At 61.0% G+C, this 24,541-nt stretch carries 27 protein-coding genes; 9 read left to right on the top strand and 18 right to left on the bottom strand.

Annotation, left to right across the window (positions count from 1 at the left end; all coding sequences use genetic code 11):
• Window positions 1–89 precede the first annotated feature (89 nt).
• The gene (locus tag K290_RS0105290) at window positions 90–386 is read right to left on the bottom strand and encodes a hypothetical protein (RefSeq protein ID WP_028750918.1); all 297 of its coding nucleotides are present in this window, start codon (window positions 384–386) and stop codon (window positions 90–92) included.
• Window positions 387–635: 249 nt separating this feature from the next.
• On the opposite strand from K290_RS0105290, the gene K290_RS37180 reads away from it, so the two are divergent.
• Window positions 636–806 (top strand): hypothetical protein, encoded by a 171-nt coding sequence (locus tag K290_RS37180; RefSeq protein WP_154668557.1) that lies wholly within the window; start codon window positions 636–638, stop codon window positions 804–806.
• A 172-nt stretch (window positions 807–978) separates the two neighbouring features.
• Window positions 979–1,542, top strand: a complete 564-nt coding sequence (locus K290_RS0105300; RefSeq protein ID WP_028750919.1) for a methylated-DNA--[protein]-cysteine S-methyltransferase — start codon at window positions 979–981, stop codon at window positions 1,540–1,542.
• A gap of 36 nt (window positions 1,543–1,578) precedes the next feature.
• Here K290_RS0105300 and K290_RS0105305 read toward each other — a convergent pair whose 3' ends face one another.
• Window positions 1,579–2,112, bottom strand: coding sequence for a hypothetical protein (locus K290_RS0105305; RefSeq protein ID WP_028750920.1), 534 nt, complete (start codon window positions 2,110–2,112; stop codon window positions 1,579–1,581).
• A 110-nt stretch (window positions 2,113–2,222) separates the two neighbouring features.
• Between K290_RS0105305 and K290_RS0105310 the strand changes: the two genes are divergently transcribed.
• Window positions 2,223–3,164 (top strand): LysR substrate-binding domain-containing protein, encoded by a 942-nt coding sequence (locus tag K290_RS0105310; RefSeq protein ID WP_028750921.1) that lies wholly within the window; start codon window positions 2,223–2,225, stop codon window positions 3,162–3,164.
• 155 nt (window positions 3,165–3,319) lie between these two features.
• Here K290_RS0105310 and K290_RS0105315 read toward each other — a convergent pair whose 3' ends face one another.
• Window positions 3,320–3,691, bottom strand: a complete 372-nt coding sequence (locus K290_RS0105315) for a YciI family protein (protein WP_028750922.1) — start codon at window positions 3,689–3,691, stop codon at window positions 3,320–3,322.
• Window positions 3,692–3,914: 223 nt separating this feature from the next.
• Here K290_RS0105315 and K290_RS0105325 point away from each other — a divergent pair, with 223 nt between their 5' ends.
• The 3 genes from K290_RS0105325 to K290_RS0105335 all read left to right on the top strand — a co-directional run bounded on the left by K290_RS0105325 (window position 3,915) and on the right by K290_RS0105335 (window position 6,271).
• Window positions 3,915–4,364 carry a YciI family protein gene (locus K290_RS0105325; protein ID WP_342425666.1) on the top strand — a complete coding sequence of 150 codons (450 nt, stop codon included), beginning with the start codon at window positions 3,915–3,917 and terminating at the stop codon, window positions 4,362–4,364.
• 6 nt (window positions 4,365–4,370) lie between these two features.
• Window positions 4,371–5,630, top strand: coding sequence for an RNA polymerase sigma factor (locus tag K290_RS0105330; protein WP_028750925.1), 1,260 nt, complete (start codon window positions 4,371–4,373; stop codon window positions 5,628–5,630).
• A gap of 200 nt (window positions 5,631–5,830) precedes the next feature.
• Entirely contained in the window at window positions 5,831–6,271 is a 441-nt protein-coding gene (locus K290_RS0105335) for a lipid-binding SYLF domain-containing protein (protein WP_028750926.1), read from the top strand.
• A 174-nt stretch (window positions 6,272–6,445) separates the two neighbouring features.
• Here the strand turns inward: K290_RS0105335 and K290_RS0105340 are convergent, their stop codons facing one another.
• From K290_RS0105340 to K290_RS0105355, 4 genes are all read right to left on the bottom strand, one after another.
• The gene (locus tag K290_RS0105340) at window positions 6,446–7,078 is read right to left on the bottom strand and encodes a dihydrofolate reductase family protein (protein ID WP_028750927.1); all 633 of its coding nucleotides are present in this window, start codon (window positions 7,076–7,078) and stop codon (window positions 6,446–6,448) included.
• A gap of 83 nt (window positions 7,079–7,161) precedes the next feature.
• Entirely contained in the window at window positions 7,162–8,724 is a 1,563-nt protein-coding gene (guaA, locus tag K290_RS0105345; protein ID WP_028750928.1) for a glutamine-hydrolyzing GMP synthase, read from the bottom strand.
• 94 nt (window positions 8,725–8,818) lie between these two features.
• The gene (locus K290_RS0105350) at window positions 8,819–9,460 is read right to left on the bottom strand and encodes a 5'-methylthioadenosine/S-adenosylhomocysteine nucleosidase (protein ID WP_028750929.1); all 642 of its coding nucleotides are present in this window, start codon (window positions 9,458–9,460) and stop codon (window positions 8,819–8,821) included.
• Window positions 9,457–9,906, bottom strand: coding sequence for a PaaI family thioesterase (locus K290_RS0105355; protein ID WP_028750930.1), 450 nt, complete (start codon window positions 9,904–9,906; stop codon window positions 9,457–9,459). The genes K290_RS0105350 and K290_RS0105355 overlap by 4 nt, the downstream gene beginning before the upstream one ends.
• A gap of 158 nt (window positions 9,907–10,064) precedes the next feature.
• Here K290_RS0105355 and K290_RS0105360 point away from each other — a divergent pair, with 158 nt between their 5' ends.
• A complete protein-coding gene (locus tag K290_RS0105360; protein ID WP_028750931.1) occupies window positions 10,065–11,141 on the top strand; it encodes a DUF2252 family protein in 1,077 nt (358 codons plus the stop codon).
• A 14-nt stretch (window positions 11,142–11,155) separates the two neighbouring features.
• Here the strand turns inward: K290_RS0105360 and K290_RS0105365 are convergent, their stop codons facing one another.
• On the bottom strand, window positions 11,156–11,953 hold the full coding sequence (locus tag K290_RS0105365) for an alpha/beta fold hydrolase (protein WP_028750932.1): 798 nt from the start codon (window positions 11,951–11,953) through the stop codon (window positions 11,156–11,158).
• A gap of 325 nt (window positions 11,954–12,278) precedes the next feature.
• On the opposite strand from K290_RS0105365, the gene K290_RS0105370 reads away from it, so the two are divergent.
• Entirely contained in the window at window positions 12,279–12,959 is a 681-nt protein-coding gene (locus K290_RS0105370; protein ID WP_028750933.1) for a GntR family transcriptional regulator, read from the top strand.
• Between the two features lie 12 nt (window positions 12,960–12,971).
• Here K290_RS0105370 and K290_RS0105375 read toward each other — a convergent pair whose 3' ends face one another.
• The 9 genes from K290_RS0105375 to K290_RS0105415 form a co-directional block, all read right to left on the bottom strand.
• Window positions 12,972–14,057 carry a DUF1513 domain-containing protein gene (locus K290_RS0105375; RefSeq protein ID WP_028750934.1) on the bottom strand — a complete coding sequence of 362 codons (1,086 nt, stop codon included), beginning with the start codon at window positions 14,055–14,057 and terminating at the stop codon, window positions 12,972–12,974.
• Between the two features lie 4 nt (window positions 14,058–14,061).
• Window positions 14,062–15,171: an imelysin family protein gene (locus K290_RS0105380; RefSeq protein ID WP_028750935.1), complete on the bottom strand. Its 1,110-nt coding sequence runs from the start codon at window positions 15,169–15,171 to the stop codon at window positions 14,062–14,064.
• Window positions 15,171–16,730: a di-heme oxidoreductase family protein gene (locus K290_RS0105385; protein ID WP_028750936.1), complete on the bottom strand. Its 1,560-nt coding sequence runs from the start codon at window positions 16,728–16,730 to the stop codon at window positions 15,171–15,173. The genes K290_RS0105380 and K290_RS0105385 overlap by 1 nt, the downstream gene beginning before the upstream one ends.
• A 45-nt stretch (window positions 16,731–16,775) precedes the next feature.
• The gene (locus K290_RS0105390) at window positions 16,776–18,062 is read right to left on the bottom strand and encodes an imelysin family protein (RefSeq protein WP_028750937.1); all 1,287 of its coding nucleotides are present in this window, start codon (window positions 18,060–18,062) and stop codon (window positions 16,776–16,778) included.
• Between the two features lie 222 nt (window positions 18,063–18,284).
• The gene (locus tag K290_RS0105395) at window positions 18,285–19,574 is read right to left on the bottom strand and encodes an RsmB/NOP family class I SAM-dependent RNA methyltransferase (RefSeq protein ID WP_028750938.1); all 1,290 of its coding nucleotides are present in this window, start codon (window positions 19,572–19,574) and stop codon (window positions 18,285–18,287) included.
• A gap of 213 nt (window positions 19,575–19,787) precedes the next feature.
• On the bottom strand, window positions 19,788–20,156 hold the full coding sequence (locus tag K290_RS0105400; protein WP_028750939.1) for a septal ring lytic transglycosylase RlpA family protein: 369 nt from the start codon (window positions 20,154–20,156) through the stop codon (window positions 19,788–19,790).
• Window positions 20,157–20,552: 396 nt separating this feature from the next.
• On the bottom strand, window positions 20,553–21,425 hold the full coding sequence (locus tag K290_RS0105405; protein ID WP_028750940.1) for an SDR family oxidoreductase: 873 nt from the start codon (window positions 21,423–21,425) through the stop codon (window positions 20,553–20,555).
• Window positions 21,425–22,582, bottom strand: a complete 1,158-nt coding sequence (gene queG / locus K290_RS0105410) for a tRNA epoxyqueuosine(34) reductase QueG (RefSeq protein WP_028750941.1) — start codon at window positions 22,580–22,582, stop codon at window positions 21,425–21,427. Before queG ends, K290_RS0105405 begins: the two co-directional genes overlap by 1 nt.
• Before the next feature lie 12 nt (window positions 22,583–22,594).
• Window positions 22,595–23,287: a glutathione S-transferase family protein gene (locus K290_RS0105415; protein ID WP_028750942.1), complete on the bottom strand. Its 693-nt coding sequence runs from the start codon at window positions 23,285–23,287 to the stop codon at window positions 22,595–22,597.
• Window positions 23,288–23,438: 151 nt separating this feature from the next.
• Between K290_RS0105415 and K290_RS0105420 the strand changes: the two genes are divergently transcribed.
• Entirely contained in the window at window positions 23,439–24,239 is an 801-nt protein-coding gene (locus K290_RS0105420; protein ID WP_028750943.1) for an undecaprenyl-diphosphate phosphatase, read from the top strand.
• Between the two features lie 67 nt (window positions 24,240–24,306).
• Here K290_RS0105420 and K290_RS37845 read toward each other — a convergent pair whose 3' ends face one another.
• Entirely contained in the window at window positions 24,307–24,471 is a 165-nt protein-coding gene (locus K290_RS37845; RefSeq protein WP_028750944.1) for a hypothetical protein, read from the bottom strand.
• Between the last annotated feature and the right edge of the window lie 70 nt (window positions 24,472–24,541).

Here is a 24,541-nt window from a genome sequence, read left to right on the forward strand (position 1 = left end):
CCGCCAAATGAGCGGGCTTTTTTATCGGGTGAACAATGCACGTATCAGACTGCGCTATCCATTCTGGCGGTGAATGCGACTGTGGCGGATTAGATCTGGCATCGTATGGAAGCCATGACTTTGTCCCCGCGTTTATACCCAGTACGGGGCGCCGAGGATTTTTCGTCAATCACATGGGTAGAGAATGTTTCGTCGAGCCGCATTAGCTTCCAGCCTTGACGCTCGCCGCTATTGCTGCCGCCTCGGACCTGCCACACGCGCATGATGCCGTGTCCTTCCTCGGTAACGCCAACGGCATGGACTTCGACCACGCGGAAATATCCGTCATATCGGAGTTCAAGGCACTTACCCAGACGTAAAGCTTCGCACGGAGTATGCAGGATCATTCCGAATCTCCTCAATCAACGGGAGATTCATACATACCATAATTTCTCGTGGGTGTGTGAAGTATATAATCGCCTTCGTAAATCAAGAACAAAAGAAGAACAACGTAATTCGGCGCCGCGCCCAATTGAACATCTCGCGCCGCTTCTATGGATCGGGAAATCAACAGCATCGAATAAAGCCGTCGGCTCGATTGTTCACCGCAGGTCCCGGGCACTTTGCGCCCGCTCTCAATAAGGGAATGATCTCACATGTTGATAAAAACCATCTTCTCCGCCGTGTTTTTCACCCTCATTGGTCTCAGCGTGTCCGCTTGCTCCACCACGGGGCAGGGCAATTCCGGCGGTGACAGCGGCGGTATGACGCATTCCTCGCCGGCCGGCGGCAGTATGTCGGGCGGCGGTATGGGTGGCGGATATTGATAAGCTCCCAAGCTGCCTGGGAAGCGGTGCGGCTGATGTTGCCATAGCAGCACCGGCATCGCTTCCTGCAACCGGCTAAATGTTGGCAACGCTCGTTCTGCGCAAGAATCGGGTTGAATTGAAGTGCCCAAAGCACGATTTTCATGGCAAGTGGAAACACGGAGACTCTGCCATGAGCGAGACGACGCAACATTACCTGATCTTCGAAACCGCAGGTGGTTTCTGTGGGATTGCGTGGAACGATATCGGCATAACGCGCTTCCAATTGCCGACGAAAAGTGCTGACGCGACCGAGCGCCTGATGCTTCGCCGTCTGCCAAATGCACGGCCCGGAGCGCCGACCCCCGATGTGACTGAGGCGGTTGCCGCAGTGAAACGCTATTTTGCGGGCGAAGAGATCGACTTCTCCGGCGTCAAACTGGATCTCAGCGAGCAGGACGATTTCTTCAGGCAGATCTACGCGGCCGCGCGGCAGGTGGCATGGGGGCACACCACCACCTATGGTGCGCTCGCCAAGCAGCTCGGCGCCGGTCCGGAAGCTGCGCGCGATGTCGGTCAGGCCATGGCCAAGAACCCCGTGGCGCTCATCATTCCCTGCCACCGCGTCCTAGCCGCCGGCGGCAAGATAGGCGGCTTCTCGGCGCCCGGCGGATCGACCGCCAAGACTCGCATGCTGGAACTGGAGGGCGTCCAGGTCGCGCCGCCGAAGCCCGTGCAGCAATCCCTGAATTTCTGAACACTGGTCGCATGGCCGCTGCTGAAGGAGGATGGATCACGCGTCCGTGGATGCGGCCGCATCTGCGGCGAGGGGCCGAGCTGTTTGGGACTGAGAACGCAGCAGCAAATAAAACGCGGCGACATGCGTGATCATCAACAGGGGCACGTAGATGATCGGGATCGCATAGGTGGCGCCGAGCTGCCCGGCCAACGCCGGAAGGTCGAGCTGGGTGCCGTGATAATAGTCGATGATGATATCGCTTGCCCCGACGAGATGGAAGGCAATGGTGAACAGCCAAAAGAGCGGGCGTGTCTTTGCGGTGAGAAGCGCCAGGATGGCGAGCAAGCCGGTTGCAAAGTCACCGTAAGCGGCTGGCGTCGCGAACCCGGCGGGCAGGTTCGGGCCGACGACGCCGGGAACAATAAAGACGAGTCCGAAGAAGCGGAAACTGTGCAGCGTCGCGATGGCGCGTTGCGCTGAGACTTGGTCCATCGATTTGAGCTTCGGCCAGATATACGCTCCGAAGCATAGCAGCCAAGGGACATAACCCAAAACGAGATGTAGCTGAAAGATGATTGCGGGCGACATGTGGCCTCCTCAGAGATACGAATTCATGCGGTTTTGAACATCACGGGGGTCGCAAGCCAGATGTACGACTGCTTTCGCCTGGCGACTATTCGCTATAATGTTGACGGGCCATGAAGCAGAATTTCACAGTGAGACGCGGCGCGCTCGACGGTGTGGAGGCGTTCCTGAGCGTCGCCGAGCACCGCAGTTTTCGCAGAGCGGCCGCGGAACTGGGGGTAACTCCTTCAGCGATCAGCCAAGTGGTGCGCGCGCTTGAGACGCGCGTCGGCGCAGCGCTCTTCCTGCGCACCACGCGAAGCGTCGGCCTGACAGAGGCGGGCGAAAGGTTCCTGTCGCGCGCAAAGCCCGCCTTCGAAGAGCTCGTCGCCGCAAGCGAGGTCGCCGGTCAGCTCGGCGAGCGGCCGGCCGGATTATTGCGCCTCGCCGTGCCGCGTTCGGTTGTGCCGATCCTGCTGGAGCCGCTGATCGCGTCCTTCTGTGAGGCCTATCCCGCAATAGAGGTGGAGATTGCGGTCAGCGAGAAGCTGGTGGATCTCGCCGCCGAAGGTTTCGATGCCGGCGTCAGAATGGGCGAGTTCATCGCCGCCGATATGGTCGCGGTGCGGCTGACGCCGCCGTTCCCGTTCGTGGTGGTTGGCAGCCCCGATTACCTCTCCCGGCGCAAGCGGCCGGAACGCATCGACGATCTGCGCGATCACGCCTGCCTGCGCATGCGCCGCTCGAACGGGTCGGTCGCCCCCTGGTCCTTTGTCGATGGCGGCAAGGCGGTCGAGGCGATCGTCTCAGGGCCGCTCATCGCCCATGACTACCCCACCGTTCTGGGCGCTTCCATCCAGGGCGCGGGGCTCGCGCAGGTACCCGGTCCGCTCGCCGAAGCGGCTGTTGCCGACGGCCGATTGCAAACGCTGCTCACACCCTTCGCCGTCACGACGCCTGGGGTTTTTCTGTACCATTCAGGCAGGCATCAGGTCTTGCCCAAACTCCGCGCCTTCATCGAGCATGTCAGATACCGGAGCACCGACGCTCGGTTCGGGAAGGCGATCCCAGGCTGATCGTCCCGAGGGCACTTGGTGAACATCTCGAGCATCGGCTCAATACCCTCGGAACTGCCCAGCTAGTTGATCGCCCCGAAGATCATCATGTAGCACGAAGCGTCCGATATCCTGGTAAAATAGGCAAAGCTCCGTACGCGATTTCCGTCGGTATATTATCGCTGCAAATCAGCCATCTCGTAAAATGGACGGATTTCGATCTCGCTCGGTCCCGGCATGGGGTTGGGGCAGCGCTTTACCCAGGCGACCGCCTCATCCATGTCTTTGACCTCCCAGATCCAGAAGCCGGCGACTAGCGCGCGGGGATTAGTGAAAGGACCGTCGACGACCGTGCGGCCGGGGCCATCGAATGCGACACGCTTGCCCTCGGAGGAAGGTTTGAGGCCGTCGGCCGTGATCAAGATGCCGGCATCGCGCAGCTCGTCATTGAATAGGCCCATGGCCTCCATCATCTCCGTCTCCCAGCTCGTATGGGAAAAACCCTTCTCGCTCTCCTCGGTCGCCTTCACCAGCACCATCACACGCATCGTCTGTCTCCTTGTTTGAGCCGGCCTCATCGGCCTCATAACCAAATGACGAACGGGGTTTTCGGACGCCGACATCGTCCTGCAAATTTTGACGCCAGACGCAATTTCCTGCACTTACACTCGCTCAAACGATGCGAATTTCAGCCCGAACTGAGGCCTTTCTCTCCACAAGCAGAAATGTCAGCTTGTCCTCCAAAGCGATGTCGAGATTGTAAGGCCGCTGATGCCCAAAATTTTTCCCGACCGCTGTCAAAATCGCGCCGGTTCGAACGTCGTTGTCGCAGCCGGCCCTGAGGCTGCGCGTATCGAGAGAAAGGAACATGTCATGCAATATATGCTGTTGGTCTATTGGAACGAAGGGGAACATAAGAGTGCTACAAAGGAGCAGAAAGCCGAGACGTTCGCGGCCTATGCGGCTTACACCGAGGCGTTGAAAAAGGCCGGAGCCTTCGTGGCGGGCAGCGGATTGCAGGATTCCTCGCTTGCAACCGTGGTGCGCGCGTCGGATGACAAGCCCACCGTTCTCAACGGCCCCTATATCGAAAGCAAGGAGCAGTTGGGCGGCTATTACATCATCGAAACGGCAGATCTCGACAGCGCCATTGCCTGGGCGGCGCGGTGTCCCGGCGCTCAACGGGACACCGTGGAGGTTCGCCCTCTCATGGTCTATTGAACTGTCATGTCGCAAGGAGGCGATCAGTCTGCCGTCAAAGCTGCCGAAGCGGTGGCGCGCCGAAGCTATGGCAAACTGATCGCTATTCTTGCGGCGCGCACACGCGACCTAGCCGGTGCCGAAGACGCCTTGTCGGAGGCCTTTGCTTCCGCTCTGGCGGACTGGCCGACCAAGGGCGCGCCGCAAAAACCGGAAGCTTGGCTGCTTGCCGTTGCTCGCCGCAAGATGATCGACGCCATCAGGCGCAGGCGGGTAAGCACCGCCGCCTCCGAGCATCTCAAGCTCATGGCGGAGGAGATGGAGGCAGCGGCGAGCCTCGCGCCGGAAATTCCAGACGAGCGTCTGGCTTTGATGTTCGCTTGCGCGCATCCGGCCATAGAGCCCGGCATCAGAGCGCCGCTGATTCTGCAGACGATCTTAGGGTTTGACGCCCAGACAATCGGCTCCGCCTTCCTGGTCTCGCCGGCGGCAATGGGGCAACGGCTGGCGCGGGCGAAGAACAAGATTCGACGCTCCGGAATCCCCTTGTGCGTGCCCGATCGTGCAGACATGCATACACGCCTCGCGGTGGTGCTGAAGGCCATCTATGCGGCCTATACGGAAGGCTGGAGCGATCCCGCCGGCGCCGACGCGAGCTTGCGCAATCTGGCTGAAGAGGCCATTTGGCTCGGCCGGCTGATCATCGCGCTCTTGCCAAGTGAGCCAGAAGCGCTCGGCCTGCTCGCGCTGATGCTTTATTCCCATGCGCGGCGTCGCGCACGGCGCAGTCCAGCCGGCGAATTCGTTCCGCTCGCCGATCAGGATCCTTCGCTATGGGACGAAGGCTTGATCGACGAGGCCGAGGATCTGCTTGTTCGCGCCAGTGCGTTCGATGCCTTCGGCCGCTATCAATTGGAAGCGGCCATCCAATCGGCCCATGTCGTGCGGCGCCGCACAGGCGCGACGGATTGGGCGGCGATCGAGCGTCTCTACGATGGGCTCTGCGCAATCACCGGCTCGCCGGTGGCCGCAATCAATCGCGCGATTGCCGTGGCGCAGACGCGCGGGCCTGCCGCGGGGCTCGCGGCGCTGCCGATGCCTGCCCCCGGCAGCCGCCTAGTCGAGTATCAACCCTACTGGGCGGCGCGAGCCGAGCTTCATGCGAGAATGGGGGAGATGGTGTTGGCCGGCGAAGCCTTTGATCAAGCAATTGCTTTGGAAATAGATCCCGCCGTCCGCCGCTTTTTGCAAAGGCGGCAGCCGGAAAGCCTGATGCCGCAGCGCTAAGCTCGTGTTCCCGGACCACCCTGATCGTCTTCCGGGATCGAAGGTGTCGCCATTGTCTTTCGTTCGCACTCGATTATTTGGATATGTTATTATTGTGCCTTGGAACCAATGACATGCGAAACTGTTCAGCTATAACTTTGATACAACGCTGACGTGCCCGGCAGGTTGGGTAAGCGGCGCCCTTTGAGGAGTCTCTCATCATGAATATTTCGCCCAGATTTCGTTCAGTCGCGGTTGCCGTCATCGCAGCCGCGGGAGTTAGCTTTGCGAGTGCCGCCCATGCCGATAGCGGAACGATCCGCTTCGCCGTCTACAAGGCCGCCTTCTTCGTCGGCGGCTCCGGAGGCGAGGGCACGCTGACCTTCCATGGCCGCCGCTATCCCATCTCGATCGGCGGCATCTCGGGCGGCCTCGCCTTCGGCGCCTCCAAGACCTATTTCAGCGGTACCGTGCGCCATATTCGCCGCGCTCGGGACGTGACCGGGGTTTACGGCGCAGTGGGCGGTGGCGGCGCGGTCGGCAGGGGTGCCCAGATGATCGTTATGACCAATGACAAGGGCGCTCAGCTCGAGCTCACAGGCAGGCAGGTCGGTCTGCAAGTCAACGCCGATATCAGCGGCATGAGCATCACGGTGAAGTAAGAGCCGTCATTCGGTTCGTCATATCCTGGACGGGCCCGATTTGTTTTGTTGTGATCGGGCCGGTCCGGAAAAGCTATTCAGGAGTGCCCCGGCCTCTGGGCAGCACTTGCTCGTCAGTCTGCGCGGATAGCTGCCCTTGGCCGATTGCCGCCAGCGGGATTTTCGGCGGCGGCTTCACGCCGCCCGATAGATTTGCGCCATCACACCCCCCGGAAAGGCCTTCGAGTGTATCAGCTTGGGAGGCATTGGCGCGGCGAGTTCAGAAAACAGCGGCAGGCCTTTGCCGAGCGCCACGGGATGCACCCCCAGCACGAACTGATCGACCAGTTTTCGGGCAATGAGGCTCCGGGCGAAGCTTACTCCACCGTGGGCCATGATCGGCTTGCCCTCCCGCGCTTTCAACCTCGCGATTTCCTCCGTCAGGTCACCGCTCGCCACATAGGCATTCGCCCAACTGTCTGCGCCGGGCTGCCGCTCCGTAGATTGTGTGCTTCCCGCATGGGCCCGCGCTTCATTGAGCCCCGCCGTCGAATACGCGCTCCTCAGGATCGCCGGCCCCTGTCGTGAGAAGACGGCCTTGGGGATCTGGTTCATCGGCGGCGCGAATACGTCGGTGGAGGTCGGCCACCAGGCGGCCATGGCTTGGAAGCTGCGGCTGCCCATGATGTGCAGGCTGGCGTTCCATATGGTCTCCACGGCCCAGGCTTTCGCCTCTGGATCGGAGCCGAACATCCATTTGTTTTCCCCATCCAGGTCGCTCACGAACCCGTCGATGGATATGGACATCTTCAAGATCAGCTCTCTCACGGCTTCCTCCTCGTTGCGGTTCCGGCCCGAGGACGGGCCAGATCGACAACTTCCGACAGCGCGTGATTATTTTATCGCTGCCTTTATTCCCACTCGATCGTGCCGGGCGGCTTCGACGTCACGTCGTAGACCACGCGGTTGATGCCGCGGACTTCGTTGATGATGCGGGTCGCGGCGCGGCCGAGGAATTCCATGTCATAGTGGTAGAAATCCGCGGTCATGCCATCGACCGAGGTGACGGCGCGCAGCGCGCAGACGAATTCGTAGGTGCGGCCGTCGCCCATGACGCCGACGGTCTGGACGGGCAGCAGTACGGCGAATGCCTGCCAGATGGCGTCGTAGAGGCCAGCCTTGCGGATCTCGTCAAGATAGATGGCATCGGCTTCCCGCAGGATTTCCAGCTTCTCGCGGGTAATGCCGCCCGGGCAGCGAATGGCGAGGCCGGGGCCGGGGAAGGGGTGGCGGCCGATGAAGCTGTCGGGCAGGCCGAGCTCCTTGCCGAGCACGCGCACTTCGTCCTTGAAGAGTTCGCGCAGCGGTTCGACGAGCTGCATTTTCATGCGCTCCGGCAGGCCGCCGACATTGTGGTGCGACTTGATGGTGACCGAGGGGCCGCCGGTGAAGGAAACGCTTTCGATGACGTCGGGATAAAGCGTGCCCTGGCCGAGGAAATCGGCGCCGCCGAGCTTCTTCGCTTCCTCTTCGAAAGTCTCGATGAAGAGGCGGCCGATGATCTTGCGTTTGGTCTCAGGGTCGCTGACGCCCTCCAACTCGCCGATGAAGCGGTCGGACGCGTCGACATGCAGCAGGTGCAGATTGTAGTGCTCGCGGAACATGGCGACGACATTGGCCGCCTCGTCCTTTCGCATCAGGCCGTGGTCGACGAGGATGCAGGTGAGCTGATCGCCGACGGCTTCATGGATCAGCAGCGCGGCAACGGAGGAATCGACGCCACCGGAGAGCGCGCAGATGACGCGCTTGTCGCCGACCTGGTCGCGGATCGCTTGAACGGCCTTGGCGCGATAGGCCGACATCGACCAGTCGCCCTTGATCCCCGCGATGTTATGGATGAAGTTGCCGATCAGCTTGGCGCCATCGGGCGTATGCACCACTTCCGGATGGAACTGCACGCCGTAATATCTGCGCTTCTCGTTGGCGATGAAGGCATAGGGCGCGTTCGAGGAGGTCGCGACGACTTCGAAGCCTTCCGGCAGTGCGGTGACACGGTCGCCATGGCTCATCCACACCTGATGGCGCGAACCGTTCGACCATAGCCCTTCGAAGAGAGCGCAATCCTTGTCGACGTCCAGGAAGGCACGGCCGAATTCGCGGTGATGGCCGCTTTCCACCTTGCCGCCGAGCTGCATGCACATGGTCTGCTGGCCGTAGCAGATACCGAAGACCGGGATGCCGCTGTCGAAGATGATCTGCGGCGCCCGCGGCGAACCTTCATCCACGGTCGAGGCCGGGCTGCCGGACAGGATCACGGCTTTCGGCTGCAGCCGCTTGAAACCGGCTTCGGCGGATTGGAAGGGGACGATCTCGCAATAGACGCCCGCTTCACGCACGCGCCGTGCGATGAGCTGCGTCACCTGGCTGCCAAAATCGACGATGAGAACGGTGTCTGGATGTCCTGTCTGGGTCATGGCGAGCCTTTAATGAAAAGCGCTTTCCCTGGCAATCCGGCAAATCAAGCCGACGCCGATTTTATTGTCCCCATTGTATCAGCCGGCGCGGCGCTCAGAACCAGAAAACGCCGTCTTCCAGTGCCGTGAACAGCGCGTCGACGGCGTAGGAGAGCTTGCGGTCGATGACATGCAGATATTCGGTCCAGCCGGAAATGTGCTGCAGCTCGACCACGCCATCGGAAATGCCGCGCAGTCCGATCAGCGGCCGGTCGTAGATCTGGCAGACGCGCAGCACGGAGAAGGTTTCCATATCCACCATGTCGGCGGCGATCCGGCCATAGGCCTCCGCGCCGGAGACGACATTGCCGCCCGTCGAAAGGCTCGCTTCCGGGATGGCGGGAATGCGGAGCGGCATCTCGATCGTGGCGGGCAGGTCGAGGAACGGCGTGCGGCCCTTCTCAAAGCCGAGCGGCGAAGCGTCCATGTCGCGATAGGAAACGGAGGTGACCTGGTAGACCTCGGTCTGCTCCAGCTTGGCGGAGCCGGCCGAACCCAGCGAAACCACCATGTCCGGCAGATCGTCCTGCGCTTCAAGCTGAGCGAGCGCCCGCGTCATGACGATGGCCGCCTCGACCGGACCGACGCCGGTCATCAGCGGATCGATGCGGGAGCGCAGGAACGGGCCGTACTCCGCCTCCGCCGCCATGACGAACAGGATCGATTTTCCCGATACGCGTTTCAGTTCGAATTTCATCCGGTAATTCCCTCTCGGCCTCGGATGACCATCATCGTCCCGGTCATGGAGGCAATCAGCTTGGCAGGCCCGTCGCTTATGGCATAGGCCCGCCCATCGGCGACGATAATGGTGTTGCCGGGCTTGGTAACATCGCCGCGAAACAGAAAGCGTTCGCCGCGTCCCGGCGACATCAGGTTGATCTTGAATTCGATCGTGAGAATCGACGCCGTGGGATCGATGACGCTGTAAGCGGCAAATCCGCAGGCCGAATCCAGCGCGGCGGCGATAATGCCGGCGTGCAGGATGCCGTGTTGTTGCGTCAGCTTCACATCGAACGGCAGCTCGATCTCGACCGTACCATGCTCGACGCGCGTCAACTCTGCGCCGATGGTCGCCATCGCCGCCTGCCGCTCGAAGCTTGTTCTGATGCGGTTCCGAAAGTCGCCGCTGCTTTCCCCAGTCATTCTCTTCCCCTTCGCGGGCGCGAAATTGGCATGGAGAGGCGGTTTGGACAAGGGTATTGCGGTAGAATTCGCCTTTTGAAGAATGACGCGCCACCGACATTGTTTTCCCATGATGGTGGGTATCGATATGTCATCAACAGATTCGAGATGGAACCGAGATGACGACGATCGTGCAATCGACCAAGGCCTTTGAAACCTGGATGCGGACGCAACTTGGCTCCGATCTTGTCGAGGCCGATCTCCAAAAGAAGTACAAGAAAATGAAGAGCGGCGGCTTCGTCTTTCTGCGCGCCACCTATTGGCGCTGGGCCGAGACTATCTTCGACATCTGTCCCGATCTTGCGAGCGCGCCACAAGTGCTGGCGATCGGCGATACGCATCTGGAGAATTTCGGCACCTGGCGCGACGAGGAGGGCCGGCTGGTCTGGGGCGCCAACGATTTCGACGATGCGGCTGTCATGCCCTACGCGCTGGACCTCGTGCGCCTCGCGACGAGCGCGATCCTTGCACGGGGCGCCACCGCCCCGACGCCGCGCGCCATCGCCGAAGCCATCCTTGGCGGTTATCGACGCGGACTGAAGACGCCGTCACCGGTCATTCTGGAGCGGGATTACAAGTGGCTGCGCAACGACGTCATTCTCTCGAATGCCGAGCGCAAGGAGTTCTGGGACAAGTATCGCGATCTGCCGCCCTCGGCCAAACCGGTCCCCGCGCCTTATCTTGATGTGCTGCGCCGGTCGCTGCCGGATGAGAAACTTCCTTTCGTCGCCAAGCCGCGCACGGCCGGTACCGGCAGCCTCGGTCGCCCGCGTTTTATCGCCGATGTCGAATGGCGAGGCGGGCCGGTTCTCCGCGAGGTCAAGGCACTCGCTCAATCCGCCTGGTCGCTTCGACACAATCCGTCCGACACGACGATCCGCACGGGCGTCATCGCCTCCGGCCGTGCTCGCTCTCCCGATCCGCGCTACCAGGTGGTCGACAAGCTGCTGGTCCGTCGCCTCTCGCCGAACAGCCGCAAAATCGAGGTCGAGGGCGACGCGCAACTCCTGTTGTCGCCGGCCATGCTCGACCTGATGGGCTTCGAGATCGCCAATTGCCATGCCGATGACGCCTCGCGCATTCCGGGGATCCTGGCTGACCTCGACAAGAGGGAGGTGGACTGGCTGAGGAACTCCGCCAAGGCGGCTGCGGTTGCGATCGGCATGGAGCAGGCGGAGTTCGCGGCGAAGGGCTAGGCCGGCAAAACCGGTCAATACCCAGCGGCCTCCAGGATCAGTTGGGCGATCGTATCGGGATGCGAGATCAGCGCAAGATGGCTGGCCTTTACCTCGATGGTCTTGGCGCCCATGCGCTTGGCCATGAAGCGTTCCAGATCCGGATTGATCGTCCTGTCTTCGGTAGAGACCGCATACCAGCTCGGCTTGCTGCGCCAGGCGGCTTGGCTGGTCTTTCCGGTCAGCAGCGCCGTATGGAAGGGCTGCTGCACGGCATAAAGCACCTCTGCCTTGGCTTTGGGCAGGTCGCCGGCGAAATCCCGCAGAAATGCTTCCTGGGTCAACCGCCCTTCATCGCCGTCAAAGACGATGCCCGCCGATGCCGGCGGCGTCGGATATGTCTTGGCGAGTGCCGTATAATCTTCGCCTGCATCCGGTGCGCGGGCTGCGACGTAAACGAGGGACGAGACCTTCGGATGCACCCCGGCTTCCGTGACGATCATGCCGGAGAAGGAGTGGCCGACAAGGACAGTCGGGCCGTCCTGGCGATCGAGAACGCGCTGTGCCGATGCGACCGCTTCGGGAAGCGTCGTCAACGGGTTCTGCACCGCCGTGCAATTCAGCCCCTTGGCCTGCAGCCGCGCGATGACTTCCGTCCAGCAGGAGCCGTCGGCGAAGAGCCCGTGGACAAGGACGATGTTGCGGACCTTCGATGGCGCAGTGGTCACCGGGCTTGAGGTTGGGTTGCTGGCGGCCATGCCGCGAGTGGAGATCAAGGAGGCGGCGGCGCCAGCGATGAGCGCGGTCGAGAAATTCCGTCTGGTCATCATCATCATCATCATCCTTATGGCGTAGAGGATAAATGGGCGACAGAAAGCCGTCCGCGCCGGATATCGGAGCGGTGAGCTTCTTGCGGGTTTCGTATTTTTGGGAGCGGCATCTGTCCAAACACACCGATCGAATGCGCCCCGTCTTGCATTCCGGCTGGGTAACGAGGCTGCTTTGTGTATGCAAAAGCAAAGCCCGTTGAGCATTTTTGTATTCTTAAATGCGACATCAGTCAATAATTGGATGCGTAACGGTTGCGTGATCCAGTATTTGCATGCAAGATGAGGCGGTAGAAGCATCTTTGCATACAAGCGACAGGGAGAGTGAGGAATGACGGATGAATCGGATGATACGACGGAGGATCGCGAGTTATTGTCCGATCGCATCCGCAACGCGCTAGCGGATGAGATCGCCGCCGGCAAGCTTGAGGCAGGCGCCGCACTGGACGAGCAGCAGCTTGCCGATCGCTTCGGCGCCTCGCGCACCCCGGTTCGGGAGGCGTTGAGGCAACTGGCGGCGAACGGTCTGGTCGAAGTGCGGGCGCGGCGCGGGGTTGTCGTCGCCCGTATGACACCCGAACGCATCATGGACATGTTCGAGACGGTGGCCGAAATCGAGGCCATGTGCGTAAGGCTCGCCACCTATCGCATGACGCCCCTGGAACGCAGCCACCTGATCGAACTGCACGATTCATCCGAAGCCATCGTGAAAAAAGGCGATTTCGACGCCTACGATACGTTCAACCGCGCATTCCACGAGGCGATCTATCACGCAACCCACAACAGCTTCCTCGCCGAACAGGCAATCGCGATACACAATCGTCTGATGGCCTTCCGCCGCGCGCAATTGCAGCAGGAACAGCGCCTCGATCGATCCCGGGCGGAGCATGAAGCGATCATGCAGGCGATCGCAGAGGGTGATGGGGAATTAGCGTCGCGGCGCATGCGGGCGCATATGCTGAATGCGGCGACGGCGCTGCGCCGCTTTATCGAAGCCAACAAGCTCGCTTAGGGAGTTTCGTGGTCAGCCGCGGGCGATACGCACGATGTGCTGGTCCCAGGCGACATTGCTGTGCTCGCCGAGGAAATTGCCGTCATAGGAGGAAACGGCAAAGCCATGCCGCGCCGGCGCGATGCCGGCTGCATCGGCGACGCTTTCCACCTTCAACACCGCCCCGGTCTTGGCATCCAGTGTCACCGACGCGCCCTGGACCGGCGAGGTGACGCCGACAAGGTTGTCGGTGCGGTTGACGGCGATGGCCCCGACGTAGTTGCCGAGGGCGCGGGTGGTGTCGTCGGGCAGGGAGATGAAGGTCAAGTCCTCTCCCTTGGAGAAGTGGCCGACGAGCGGCGGCAGGTCGTTGCGATGGCCTTCATATTGGGAGGCGAACCAGATCCGGCCTTGCGCGTCGATGTCGACATGACGGGTGGAAACCTCTGCATAGTGCGCCGGCAAGGCGTGTTTTTCGACCAGCCGGCCGCTTGCCGCATCGATCAGCGTCAGCGACGGCTGCATGTGGTCGAGGTTGAGCTTGGTGCGGCCAAAATCCGGATGGGTCTCGATGCCGCCATTGGCGACGATCAACAGCCTTCCGTTGTCGGAAACGGTCATATCATGCGGGCCGGTGCCGTAGGTTTCGTATTCGCCGATGCGCGCGAAGCGATTGCGGGCGTCGTAGATGCCGATCATGCCCCTGTTGTTATCGAAGTCGTTCTCGCTGGCGTAAAGCAGCTTTCCGTCAGGGGAAAACGTGCCATGACCGTAGAAATGCCGGCCCTCGCGTGCGGTGATGACGATTGGCTCTGCCTTGTTCCGGGGATCGAAGATCATCGCATAGGTGCCGGGGCGGCGGGCAAAGGCAACTGTCATGCCGGTCGCCTTCGAAAAGGCCATGCCGTGGGCGCGGGCGGGCAGTGTCACCTGATCGAGGATCTGGCCGCGCTCGCTGACCGTCGCCACGGCGAAGGAACCGTCTGGTGCGCGGATGCCGGAGGCATAGACCGCGTCAGCCTGCTCCAGCGCCATCAGCGCCCCCGGCTTCAAGGCGGCCAGGAAAGTCAGCCCCGCCGCTTTTACGAAGGCCCTGCGGTCGATCAGCGCGCTCCGCATGCCATCAATCCCCGTCAGCGAAGGAGAAACCGGCGGAGAGGCCGATTGCGCCGCCGTAATTGTCGCTGAAAGCGGTGGTGAGGTCGCGGCTCACATTTAGCAGCTTGTCGATCTTGGCGCGCTCGGCATCGTTTCCGAGTGCTGCTTCGATATCAGGATTGACGGTCGGCGCGGTAAGGGTCAGTTCCTTCAGCAGGCCGTCGATCTTGTCGGCGATGTTGCGCTTGTCAGCGGGCAGAAGGTCGGCCATGCCGGCTTTTTCCCAGAGCGTTTTCAGCCCTTCGAGATTTCCCGACAGCGAGGCCCAGGTGTCGCCGGAACGCCAATAGATCGCCATCTTCGGCCGCGCCGTAGCGGGATCGCCCTTGTAGAAGGTCTCGAGTCGCTGATCCCTGACATTCTCCGCGCCATGCACAAGGATGCCGAGCAGCGCCGTCACGGCTTCCTTATTGTCCATGAAGTCGTCGCTGCTCTTGCCGGGGTTTTTCCAGGACTTTTGCACGCCGTTCGGATCGTCCCATTCGTCGGCGATATCCTTGGCGGTGATTTCGATGTTGCCGGCGACGGCCGCGCCATAGCGGCAGCGGAATCCTTGCTTTTCGCTGCTGAGAACGCTGGAGCCGTTGCCATAGAGCACATATTCCAGCGCTGTCATACTCATCAGTGCCACGCTCTTGCCGGCGACCGCTTCGACCGTGGTGTCCTGCTCGTCGCCTTTGGCGATCAGTGCCTGCACCTGCCGAAGACCGACGCCCTTGCGGTCGGGATAGAAGAGGATGTGTTCGAAACGGTTCTTCTCGAGGACCGGGCCGGTCTGCACTATTTCGATGCGCGACCAGCTTTTGACCGTGTCGCCGAAGGCGGACTGCGCATTGGCGAGGTTTGCGGCGGAAGGACTGGCGCAGAGCGCTTCCATCGCCGTGGTCAGCTTCAAGGCGCTGTCATGCACGGCCCGGTAGCCGGGGCGGATGACCTCGTCGACGGCCTTCTGCAGCACCGCCGGCACGGCTGCTTCATTCAGCCCGGCGCCATTGGCTGTCGCGTCCTCAGCATTGGCGGGCAGTGTCGCAAGGCTGAGAAAAAGGCCGGCCGCGAAAGGTTTCCAATGGCGCATCAGAGGGACTCCAGAAAATTGATAAGCGCTTGCCTGTCGCTAGGCGACAGGTTCGCGAATATATTGCGGGCCTTTTGCGCCTCTCCTCCATGCCAGAGGATGGCTTCGGTAAGCGTGCGGGCGCGGCCGTCATGCAGATAAGCTTGCTGGCCGCTGACCGTTTGCGTCAGGCCTATACCCCAGAGTGGCGGCGTGCGCCAATCGCGTCCGGATGCCGCACCGACCTGCTGGTCATCGGTAAGCCCGTCGCCCATGTCGTGCAGCAGGAAATCGGAATAGGGCCAGATGAGTTGGAAGGCCTGTGCCGTAGCCTTGCCGTCGCTGCCCTTGAGATCGTCGCGGGTGACGAATTTCGGCGTATGACAGGCAGCGCAGCCGGATTGATAGAAGAGTTGCTTGCCGTGCAGCACGTCGGGAAAGCTTGCCTTGCGGCGCGCGGGCACGGCGAGGTTTTCGGAATAGAAGGTGACGAGATCGAGGATCGGCCCCGGTGCTTCCGTGTCGCCGAGACGCTTCTGCACGCCGGTCGGCATGGCAAGGCAATGGGCTTCCTTGGCCGTGCAGTCGCCGTGGGCGTTCGGCCGGTCAGGTGTGGAGATGCCGATATCGTTGAGGAAAGCGTCCGCCACCTGATCGCGCACGCTGGCATTTTGCGCCTTCCAGCCGAAGCGGCCGAGCGCGGGCTGGCCGGTGCGGTGGTCGCGGACGACAGCGGCGCGGCCGCGAATGCCGTCCCCATCCTTATCGTCGGGATCGGCATGCGCGAGGATATCGGCATCGGGAATGGCTTCGATCAGGCCGAGACCGATCATCGGGGGCGCAACGCGCGGCGAGATCGTCGTTGTCTCGCCAAGCGGACCGTAGGCGAGGCCGGTCACGACATAATTCGGCTTGCGCAGCGAAACGGTTTCTCCGCCCGCCAGCGTTACCGTTTCCTCGCTATAGGTGACGGCTATCTTGCCCTCTGCGGCGAGGCTGGGCACGGCGAGATCCTGCAACTGTGCGCCATAGGTCGTATCCGGAAAATTCAGCGCCTTGAAATCCTTGACGGCCTGTTCCTCTTCCGGCGTGATCGCCGGCCGCGCCAGCCGCAACACCATCGAGGTAGCGGGGGCTCCAGCCGTCTCCGGCGGATGGCCACGGCCGTCCCTGATATGACAGCTTTGACAGGAGCGGGCGTTGAACAACGGCCCCAGCCCATCGGTTGCCTGCGTGGAGGAGGGAGAGGAGACCCAGAGCTGGCGAAACAGCGCATTGCCGAGATGGAAGTTCTCTTGACGCTCCAAGGTCAGATTGGCGGAAGGCTGCGAAAAGATGTTGCGACCGACGGGAGCGATCGACGTCGTCGCGCCGCTCTCCATCGCCTCATAGGGCTCGGCCTTGGAGAAATCCGCGGTCGGACGGGTCACGTCCTGAACTTTCTTCAGGGTCTCGGCCGACAAATCAGTGCGGACGGTCGGGAAACTCAGAACATCGGCTGCCGCCAGCGTGACGGCAAAAACCAGAAAGCCCGCTGCGAGAGCGGGCAAGAATGCGCTGACAACCGGAATGCGGATCATCTGGATCAAGGCGGCAGCATCATCAGAGGCCGCCGCCCTCCTTTATTACTTCTTGAAGACGGCGTTAGGATTATCCAGGCTGTCCGAGCCTTCAAGCTTGATCGTGCCGAGATCGAGGTCGGCGACGACACGCTGGATGCTCTTTGTCTGGTCGAGCAGGCCGTCGATCGCCTTCTGGACCGTGGCGTTGCCGACGGTGTTGCCTTCGGCGATCATCTGGTCGTACTTCTCGACGGTCTCGCCGCGATGAACCATGGCCTTCATGGCATCGAGCGTCGCGTTCAGCTTGCCTTCCATTTCCTTGTCCAGCGCCTTGTCCTTGGCGGCGACGAGATCGTGCAGCGACGGACCCTTCATCTTGGTGCCGTCGACGCGCGTGTAATTGCCGTTATAGGCCGCAGCGATACCGATGGCGGCATTGTTGTGGGAGTTGTAGGTGTTGTCGGAGAAGCAGTCGTGCTCCTGCTCGGGATCGTGCAGCAGCAGGCCGAGTTTCATGCGCTCGCCTGCGAGTTCGCCATAGGAGAGCGAGCCCATGCCAGTCAGGATGGCGGCGAGGCCAGCCTTCGGATCGGCTTCGATATGCTTGGTGGCTTCGCCATCCGGCGCCCAGTCATTGGTCATTTCCTGCATGGCGGAGACGAGCAGGGTCGAGGCCGATTTCAGATATTCGCCGCGGCGATCGCAATTGCCATGCGTGCAATTCTTCAGATCGTAATCGGTGGCAGGGCGTTCGCCGGCGCCCGGGCCGGTGCCGTGCAGATCCTGGCCCCAGAGCAGGAATTCGATGGCGTGATAGCCGGTCGCAACATTGGCTTCGACGCCGCCGGCCTGCTGCAGCGTGCCGGAGAGGAATTCCGGCGTCAGATGCGAAGCGTCGACATCCTTGCCGTTGATCTTGATCGTCTTGTTGGCGATGACATTGGCGACATAAAGCGAATTCTCGTCGCTCTCGGTGCCATAGGAAGCATCGACATAGTCGATCAGGCCTTCGTCCAGCGGCCACGAATTCACCGCGCCTTCCCAATCGTCGACGACGGGATTACCGAAGCGGTAGACTTCCGTCTGCTCGTAGGGAACACGAGCCTTGATCCAGGCAGCCCGCGCGGCCTTCAGCGTCTTGTCGCTGGGATTGGCAAGCAATGCATCGATCGCCTTATCCAGTGCCTGCGCCGTGGTCAGCGCGTCCTCATACTTGGCATGGCCTACTTCGGCGTAATGCTTGATGATCGCAGCCGGCTCGGGCGTGGCCGCAAGCGCCGGTAGTGTGGACATGGCGGTCGAGGCGACGGCCAGCGCCAGGGCGGCGCCAAAATTGATTTTCAGTTTCATAATCCTCTCCTGTGACGGCGGAGGCGCCGTCAGAAACTTGTAAAATTGTCTCATGTACTAAAAACAAACTGGTGTCAAACACTCTAGTTTGGAATAATTTTAAAGCGGGAAATTATCGGTCCGGCACTGGCAGAGGAACGGATTTGCCGGAAAAACGGCAGATGCCGCATCGTCTCATTCCGCCGACGCAGCACTATCCAACGCGGGCGGGGTGAGCCCCGCCTATTTCTTCCGCTGCAGCCGGCAGAAGAAGAAGCCGTCGGTGTCGGTCGATGCCGGCGTCAGGGTGATGGTCTTGCCATCCGATGAGCGTGGCTTGGGTGCATCGCTGCCGAACAGCTTTTCCCAGGAGCTCAGCGCTTCGACTACTTCGAAGTCCGGATTATTGGCTGCGAAGCGATTGACCTGCGTTTCATTTTCTTCCGGCAGGACCGAGCAGGTGACGTAGAGCAGCATTCCGCCGGGGCGGACGAATTCGCCGGCCTGGGCCAGCGCTTCCTGCTGCTGGCTGGTGCGCTCGTCGAGGTTCTTCTGCGTCAGCCGCCATTTCGTATCGGGGCGGCGTCGCCAGGTACCGGTGCCGGTACAGGGCGCGTCGACCAGCACCTTGTCGAATTTGCCGCGCAGCGGAAGCAGGCCGTTTCTTTCGTCATGCACCTGGACATTGCGCGTGCCGGCACGCTTCAATCGCTCAATAATCGGCGCCAGCCTCCGCCGATCGGAATCATAGGCGTGGACCTGACCCTTGTTGTGCATTGCTGCGGACATAGCGAGCGTCTTGCCGCCACCGCCGGCGCAATAGTCGAGCACCTGGTCGCCTTCCTCAGGCAGAACGAGATCGGCAACGATCTGCGATCCTTCATCCTGCACCTCGAACCAGCCCTTTTGAAAAGAAAGTTCGGCGGTGACATTCGGCAGGCGCGATGCGCCTTCTCCTGCGGGAATGCGGATGCCGAAGCGGGCAATCTTCGAAGCATGGGCTCCGGCACGTTCCAGCGCCTTCACGGCCTTGTCGCGGCTAGCCTTCAGCGCATTGGCGCGCAGATCGAGCGTCGGCCGCTCGGCCAAGGCCTGCGCTTCGGCAAGCCAGCTATCGCCGAATGCCTGTTCGAAGGAATGCTCGACCCATTCCGGAATGTCGCCCTGGATATGGCGAGGCGCATCCTCGATCTTGCGGGCGGCAAAGGCAGCCAGCGCCTCGGCGCCTGGCGGCTCGGGCGCAAATTTGTCGCCGTCGAGGTCGGCGGCCAGCATTTCGGGCGTCAAGCCCCATTGGCGAAAGAGCACGGCATGGGCGAGCGCGGAAGGGCTGTCGTCGCCCATCAGCCAGCCATGGGACAGCCGCATGCGCAGAGCATCGTAGACGATGTTGCCGATCGCGGCGCGGTCACCGGAGCCGGCGAAGCGATGGGCCAGTCCCCAATCCTTCAGGGCGTCGGCCACCGGTCGCTTGCGCGCTTCGATATCGGCAAGAACTTCGATGGCCCCCTGCAGCCGGCCGCCCAGACGCATTCACTATTCTCCTGCTTGCGCACGGCTCCGAAATCACGTGGATTGCCGGAAGGCTCATGCGCCACCAAAGTGTCACTGACACCTCATCAATCCGCACGAAATAAGCACGTGGCGGCAGATTATTGAGACGTCTCAATCGCGTGGTAGCCGCGATTGACGGAGAGAGCAAGCGTCAGGCCGAAACGCCGGGATCGTTCCCAGCAGATCCGCAGGTTATTTCGAAGCAACGACGTCGTAGCAAACGCTCGCTGTGCCGGAAGCAACCATGCCGATATCCTGCGCTGCAGCACGGGAGAGATCGAGCACGCGTCCGCGAATGAAAGGCCCGCGATCGTTGATGCGAACGACAACGCTGCGGCCGTTGTGGCGGTTGGTCACCTTCAGGCGTGTGCCAAAGGCAAGCGAGCGATGAGCGGCAGTAAAATTGCCTGAACTCATGCGTTCCCCGGAAGCAGTCTTGGAGCGTCCCCCGTACCATGATGCGCCCCCGCATCCCGATGCTGCAAATGCATCCGTAGAGAGGATAGCAAAAGCGGCGGATATAGTTGCGATGATCGCAATAGAACCATTGATTTTCTTCAAACCGATTTTCCCTCGAACAATTGAACTTGCGCCTGGTGAGCGGCGGGGGCTTAAATCGGGCGAAAAATGGCAAAAAAGTGCTTGCTAATATCACGGAATGTTACAGATGGTAACATTCGTGATTTATGACCATGTATATTAAAGGTTGCTAAACTTAAGGTTTGATGGAGAAAACCCAATGGAATCAGTTAAAAACCGAACGAATTTTCCCAAACGGATGCTGCAATGCAGAAGATCACGAAACTTGAAAAAATAATTTTCCGACTTCGCCTTATTTGCTGCCGCATTTGTGCAATTTCAGAGACCATTAACCATAAATGTGGAGCAAATTGAACTCACCAATATGGATTAGTAGGAATTTTCGTGCGATTGCTGAGGTAAAGATCTCGCGTTCGCTCAGCCGCGCCAGTGTCCCGAGGACCAGAGCTGGGCAAGAGACATGCGGTATTCCGGATAGCGGAAGGCGAAGCCCAGCGCCCGCAATTTTGCGTTAGAGACGCGCTTGTTCTCACCATAGAAGGAACGTGCCATGGGCGTCAGCTCCGCCGTTTCGAAGGCCTGTTCCGGCGGCGGCTCGATACCCATCAGGCGAGCCGCCTCGACGATGACGTCTTGTGGCGGGGCGGGCTCATTATCGGTGACATTATATATGCCGCCGAGTTTGCGCTCGGAGAGGAACGTGGCGCAGGCGCCGATGTCTTCGACACGGATGCGGTTGAACACCTGGTTCGCCTTGATCAGCCGCCGGGCCGTTCCCTTTTCCAGATTGCAGAAGGTGTTGCGGCCCGGACCATAGATGCCGGCAAGCCGGAGCACGGCGACCGGAATGCCGAGCCTGATGCCGACGCGATGCCAGCCGTCCTCCGCTTCGACGCGTTCGACCGAGCGGTCGGAAATCGGATGCAGCCTCGTTTCCTCGCTGACCCATGCGCCCTTATGGTCCCCATAGACGCCGACGGTGGACAGGTAGCAAATCCATTCGAGCTTCGGCATGAGCGCGCGAATATTCAGATGCGCCAGCCGCAGCAGCGGATCACCCGCCTTGCCGGGCGCGATCGACTGGACGAGATGCGTGGCGGATTTCATCGTCTCGCTCAATGCGGGATCGAATGTCTCACCATCGAAGAGGAAAGCTTCTATGCCCTCCTGTCCGAGCGGACCGGTCTTGTCGGGCGAACGGGTCGTGCCGGTGATCCGAACGCCCGGGCCGGCGAAGGCCTTGGCAATAGCCGTTCCCGAATAGCCGCAGCCGAAAATCATCACATGCATCACGCAACTCCCGCCATCATCCATTCCGCGCGCACATCCGCGTCCGGTTCATCACCTCTTTCTGCCGCAAAATTGCGGAACTCGCCAGTCGTCATCAACCGCGCCAATGCCCAGACGGCCATGCCGCGCACCACGGCCGAGGGGTCGCCCGTCAGACCGCAGCACGCCGGGATCAAGCCGCGCTCCCCGGAATTGCCGGCAGCGATCAGCACATTGCGAATGAAGCGATCGCGGCCGATGCGCTTGAGGGGCGAGCCGCTGAAGAAGGTGCGAAAGGCGGCATCGTCGAGACCGAGCAGGAAGGCGATCGGCGGTTCCTTGAGGTCGTCGCGAGCGATCAGCTTCATCTCGGCGGCGGCGCTGGCGAATTTGTTCCAGGGACAGGCGGCAAGACAGTCGTCGCAGCCATAGATGCGATTGCCGATCAACGGCCGGAGCTCTGGATCGATCGGTCCTTTGTGCTCGATGGTCAGATAGGAAATGCAGCGGCGCGCGTCGAGCTGGTAGGGGGCCGGGAAAGCTGCCGTCGGGCAGGCGTCAAGACAGGCGCGGCAGGAGCCGCAATGATCGATCTCGGCCTCGTCCGGTTCGAGATCCGCCGTGGTGAACATCGAGCCGAGGAACAGCCACGACCCGTGCGTCCGGCTGACCAGATTAGTGTGCTTGCCTTGCCAGCCGAGGCCCGCCGCGGCCGCCAGCGGCTTTTCCATGACCGGCGCAGTGTCGACGAAGACCTTGACGTCTTCCTGCGACCGCGCCGCGAAGCGGGTGGCAATCTCCTTCAGCCGCCCCTTGATGATATCGTGATAGTCGCGGTTGCGGGCATAGACGGAGATGGCCGCTTTGTCGGGCTTTTCCAGAATGCCGCGTGGGTCTTCCTCGGGCCCGTAGTTGAGCCCGAAGACGGCGATGGAGCGGACATCGCCCCACAGCATATTGGGATCGCCGCGGCGTTCGCGCGTCTCCTCCATCCACGCCATGGTGCCGTGATAGCCTTGTTCGAGGAATTGATAGAGCCTGATCCCTGCCTCGGGAATGGCATCTGGCCGGGTGACGCGGCAGAGATCGAAGCCCTGCGTCCGCGCTTCGTCACGAAGAAAGGCCGTCAGCATACGCCGTCGCTTGCTTTCTTTGTCTATGGCTCGGTCGTCGGGCATATCCAGCCCTCGTCAGAAATCCAGATCGGCGTAGTGCGACACAGGCGTGATGCCGCGGACGCGTTCCGCCAGGATCGGCCGGAAAGACGGGCGCGATTTCAGCCGCTGATACCACTCCTTGGCGATGGGCGATTCCATCCAGTCGATCTCGCCGAGATAATCGAGAACGGAAATCGAGGCGGCCGCCGCAAGATCCGCATAGCTCAGCCGTTCGCCGGCAAGCCATTGGCGGGAACCCGCAAGCCAGGAGAGATACTTCATATGCTGGCGGATGTTGCCCCGAGCCATGCGCATCACCTTGGAGTCGGGAGCGCCGCCGCCCTGGTCGGCCGTCATCTGCAGCTTATAGACCCGTTCACGCACCAAAGGCCGCGTCACGTCCTGTTCCATCTTCTGCATGAACCACTCCGCCAGCCGGCGGATTTCGGCGCGCTGGAATGGGTCTTCGGCCAGAAGCCGGCGGTCCCGCTTCAGAACGCCATGCGTCTCGTCGAGATATTCGGAGATCACGGTCGCGCCGCAGAGCGCCCGCATGCTGTCATCGACATAGACGGGCAGCGTGCCGGCCGGATTGAGCGCCAGAAAATCGCGGCGCTTTTCCCACGTCTGTTCCTCGATCAACTCCGTCTGATAACCGTATTCGGTCAGGATCAGACGGACGAACCGTGATGGAGATGACATAGAATGATGATACAGCGTCGGCATTGATACTCGGGCTTTTGCAGTTGATGCTTCTAAGAGTCTCGGGCCCACCATCTTGCGGCCCTAGTCATACGTCATCGGTTGAAGCTATAGGAGTTTGGCCTAGCTATTACAAGCGAATCGGGCCACCCCGCCCCGTGACAAAGGACACAATATGGTTGAACAAATTGTTATCGCGTTGTTTTTGGGCCTTGTGGAAGGCCTGACGGAGTTCATTCCCGTATCCTCCACGGGTCATTTGATACTGATCGGACATTTCCTCGGTTTTGATGAAGCTGCCACTTTCGACGTTCTGATCCAGCTCGGTGCAATCCTCGCCATCCTGCTTGTCTATTTCAATCGCCTCGTTCAAATCGCAAAGGCGCTGCCGGTCAGCGTCAAGGCCCGTCATTTCGTGCTCGCGGTTCTTTTCGGCTTCCTGCCGGCCGCCGTTATCGGCGCGATCGCGCATGATTTCATCAAGACGGTTCTGTTCGATTCGCCGAAGGTCATCTGCATTTCGCTGATCCTCGGCGGCATCGTCCTGCTGGTTATCGACAGAGTTCCGTTCAAGCCCAAATATACCAGCGCCTATGACTTCTCTTGGCCGATGGCGATCAAGATCGGCTTCTTCCAATGTCTGGCGATGATCCCCGGAACGTCGCGTTCGGGCTCCACCATAGTTGGTGCCCTCTTGCTCGGCGCCGACAAGCGCTCTGCCGCGGAATTCTCTTTCTTCCTTGCCATGCCGACCATGGCCGGCGCCTTCGCGCTGGATCTGTGGAAAAGCCGTCACGACCTCAGCATGGACCAGGGCCTGCTGATCGTCATCGGCTTCTTTACCGCTTTCATATCGGCACTGTTCGTGGTTCGGGCGCTGCTCGATTTCGTCTCGCGCCGCGGGTACGCGCCCTTCGCTTGGTGGCGCATTGGCATCGGCATTCTCGGCCTGATCGGGCTTTATACGATCGGCTGAGGCGGATCGCTTAAGTTAAATTTCGAGAAAACGAAGGCCGGCGAAAACCGGCCTTTTTCATGCTCGATCAGTTCGAGGATGAAGGCTCGATGGAGCCAGTCGTGCAGGGATCGACGCCATAGGTCGGCGTGCATTCACCCTTGACCGAAGTGATGCTGCCGCGGGCCACAAATGAGCCAGCGAGAATCACCAGTGCCGCGCACGCAAACAAAAGCGCGATAGACTTACCCATCGAAGAATGCCTTTCCGCAGAAGTGAAACGCGCCACGAATTGGTGCCCTGCCGAGCCCCCGGCGACGCGC

The sequence above is a fragment of the Rhizobium leucaenae USDA 9039 genome, from assembly GCF_000426285.1.
GTDB lineage: Bacteria > Pseudomonadota > Alphaproteobacteria > Rhizobiales > Rhizobiaceae > Rhizobium > Rhizobium leucaenae.

Bases quoted from the DNA above. Each gene is read 5' to 3' on its own strand.
- K290_RS0105300 (WP_028750919.1), top strand. From the start codon at position 979: ATGAGCGAGACGACGCAACATTACCTGATCTTCGAAACCGCAGGTGGT.
- K290_RS0105325 (WP_342425666.1), top strand. From the start codon at position 3,915: ATGCCCAAAATTTTTCCCGACCGCTGTCAAAATCGCGCCGGTTCGAAC.
- K290_RS0105390 (WP_028750937.1), bottom strand. From the start codon at position 18,062: ATGAAACTGAAAATCAATTTTGGCGCCGCCCTGGCGCTGGCCGTCGCC.
- K290_RS37180 (WP_154668557.1), top strand. From the start codon at position 636: ATGTTGATAAAAACCATCTTCTCCGCCGTGTTTTTCACCCTCATTGGT.
- K290_RS0105420 (WP_028750943.1), top strand. From the start codon at position 23,439: ATGGTTGAACAAATTGTTATCGCGTTGTTTTTGGGCCTTGTGGAAGGC.
- K290_RS37845 (WP_028750944.1), bottom strand. From the start codon at position 24,471: ATGGGTAAGTCTATCGCGCTTTTGTTTGCGTGCGCGGCACTGGTGATT.
- K290_RS0105310 (WP_028750921.1), top strand. From the start codon at position 2,223: ATGAAGCAGAATTTCACAGTGAGACGCGGCGCGCTCGACGGTGTGGAG.
- K290_RS0105330 (WP_028750925.1), top strand. From the start codon at position 4,371: ATGTCGCAAGGAGGCGATCAGTCTGCCGTCAAAGCTGCCGAAGCGGTG.
- K290_RS0105395 (WP_028750938.1), bottom strand. From the start codon at position 19,574: ATGCGTCTGGGCGGCCGGCTGCAGGGGGCCATCGAAGTTCTTGCCGAT.
- K290_RS0105385 (WP_028750936.1), bottom strand. From the start codon at position 16,730: ATGATCCGCATTCCGGTTGTCAGCGCATTCTTGCCCGCTCTCGCAGCG.
- K290_RS0105370 (WP_028750933.1), top strand. From the start codon at position 12,279: ATGACGGATGAATCGGATGATACGACGGAGGATCGCGAGTTATTGTCC.
- K290_RS0105365 (WP_028750932.1), bottom strand. From the start codon at position 11,953: ATGATGATGACCAGACGGAATTTCTCGACCGCGCTCATCGCTGGCGCC.
- K290_RS0105360 (WP_028750931.1), top strand. From the start codon at position 10,065: ATGACGACGATCGTGCAATCGACCAAGGCCTTTGAAACCTGGATGCGG.
- K290_RS0105290 (WP_028750918.1), bottom strand. From the start codon at position 386: ATGATCCTGCATACTCCGTGCGAAGCTTTACGTCTGGGTAAGTGCCTT.
- K290_RS0105305 (WP_028750920.1), bottom strand. From the start codon at position 2,112: ATGTCGCCCGCAATCATCTTTCAGCTACATCTCGTTTTGGGTTATGTC.
- K290_RS0105315 (WP_028750922.1), bottom strand. From the start codon at position 3,691: ATGCGTGTGATGGTGCTGGTGAAGGCGACCGAGGAGAGCGAGAAGGGT.
- K290_RS0105375 (WP_028750934.1), bottom strand. From the start codon at position 14,057: ATGCGGAGCGCGCTGATCGACCGCAGGGCCTTCGTAAAAGCGGCGGGG.
- K290_RS0105380 (WP_028750935.1), bottom strand. From the start codon at position 15,171: ATGCGCCATTGGAAACCTTTCGCGGCCGGCCTTTTTCTCAGCCTTGCG.
- queG (WP_028750941.1), bottom strand. From the start codon at position 22,582: ATGCCCGACGACCGAGCCATAGACAAAGAAAGCAAGCGACGGCGTATG.
- guaA (WP_028750928.1), bottom strand. From the start codon at position 8,724: ATGACCCAGACAGGACATCCAGACACCGTTCTCATCGTCGATTTTGGC.
- K290_RS0105415 (WP_028750942.1), bottom strand. From the start codon at position 23,287: ATGCCGACGCTGTATCATCATTCTATGTCATCTCCATCACGGTTCGTC.
- K290_RS0105350 (WP_028750929.1), bottom strand. From the start codon at position 9,460: ATGAAATTCGAACTGAAACGCGTATCGGGAAAATCGATCCTGTTCGTC.
- K290_RS0105335 (WP_028750926.1), top strand. From the start codon at position 5,831: ATGAATATTTCGCCCAGATTTCGTTCAGTCGCGGTTGCCGTCATCGCA.
- K290_RS0105355 (WP_028750930.1), bottom strand. From the start codon at position 9,906: ATGACTGGGGAAAGCAGCGGCGACTTTCGGAACCGCATCAGAACAAGC.
- K290_RS0105405 (WP_028750940.1), bottom strand. From the start codon at position 21,425: ATGCATGTGATGATTTTCGGCTGCGGCTATTCGGGAACGGCTATTGCC.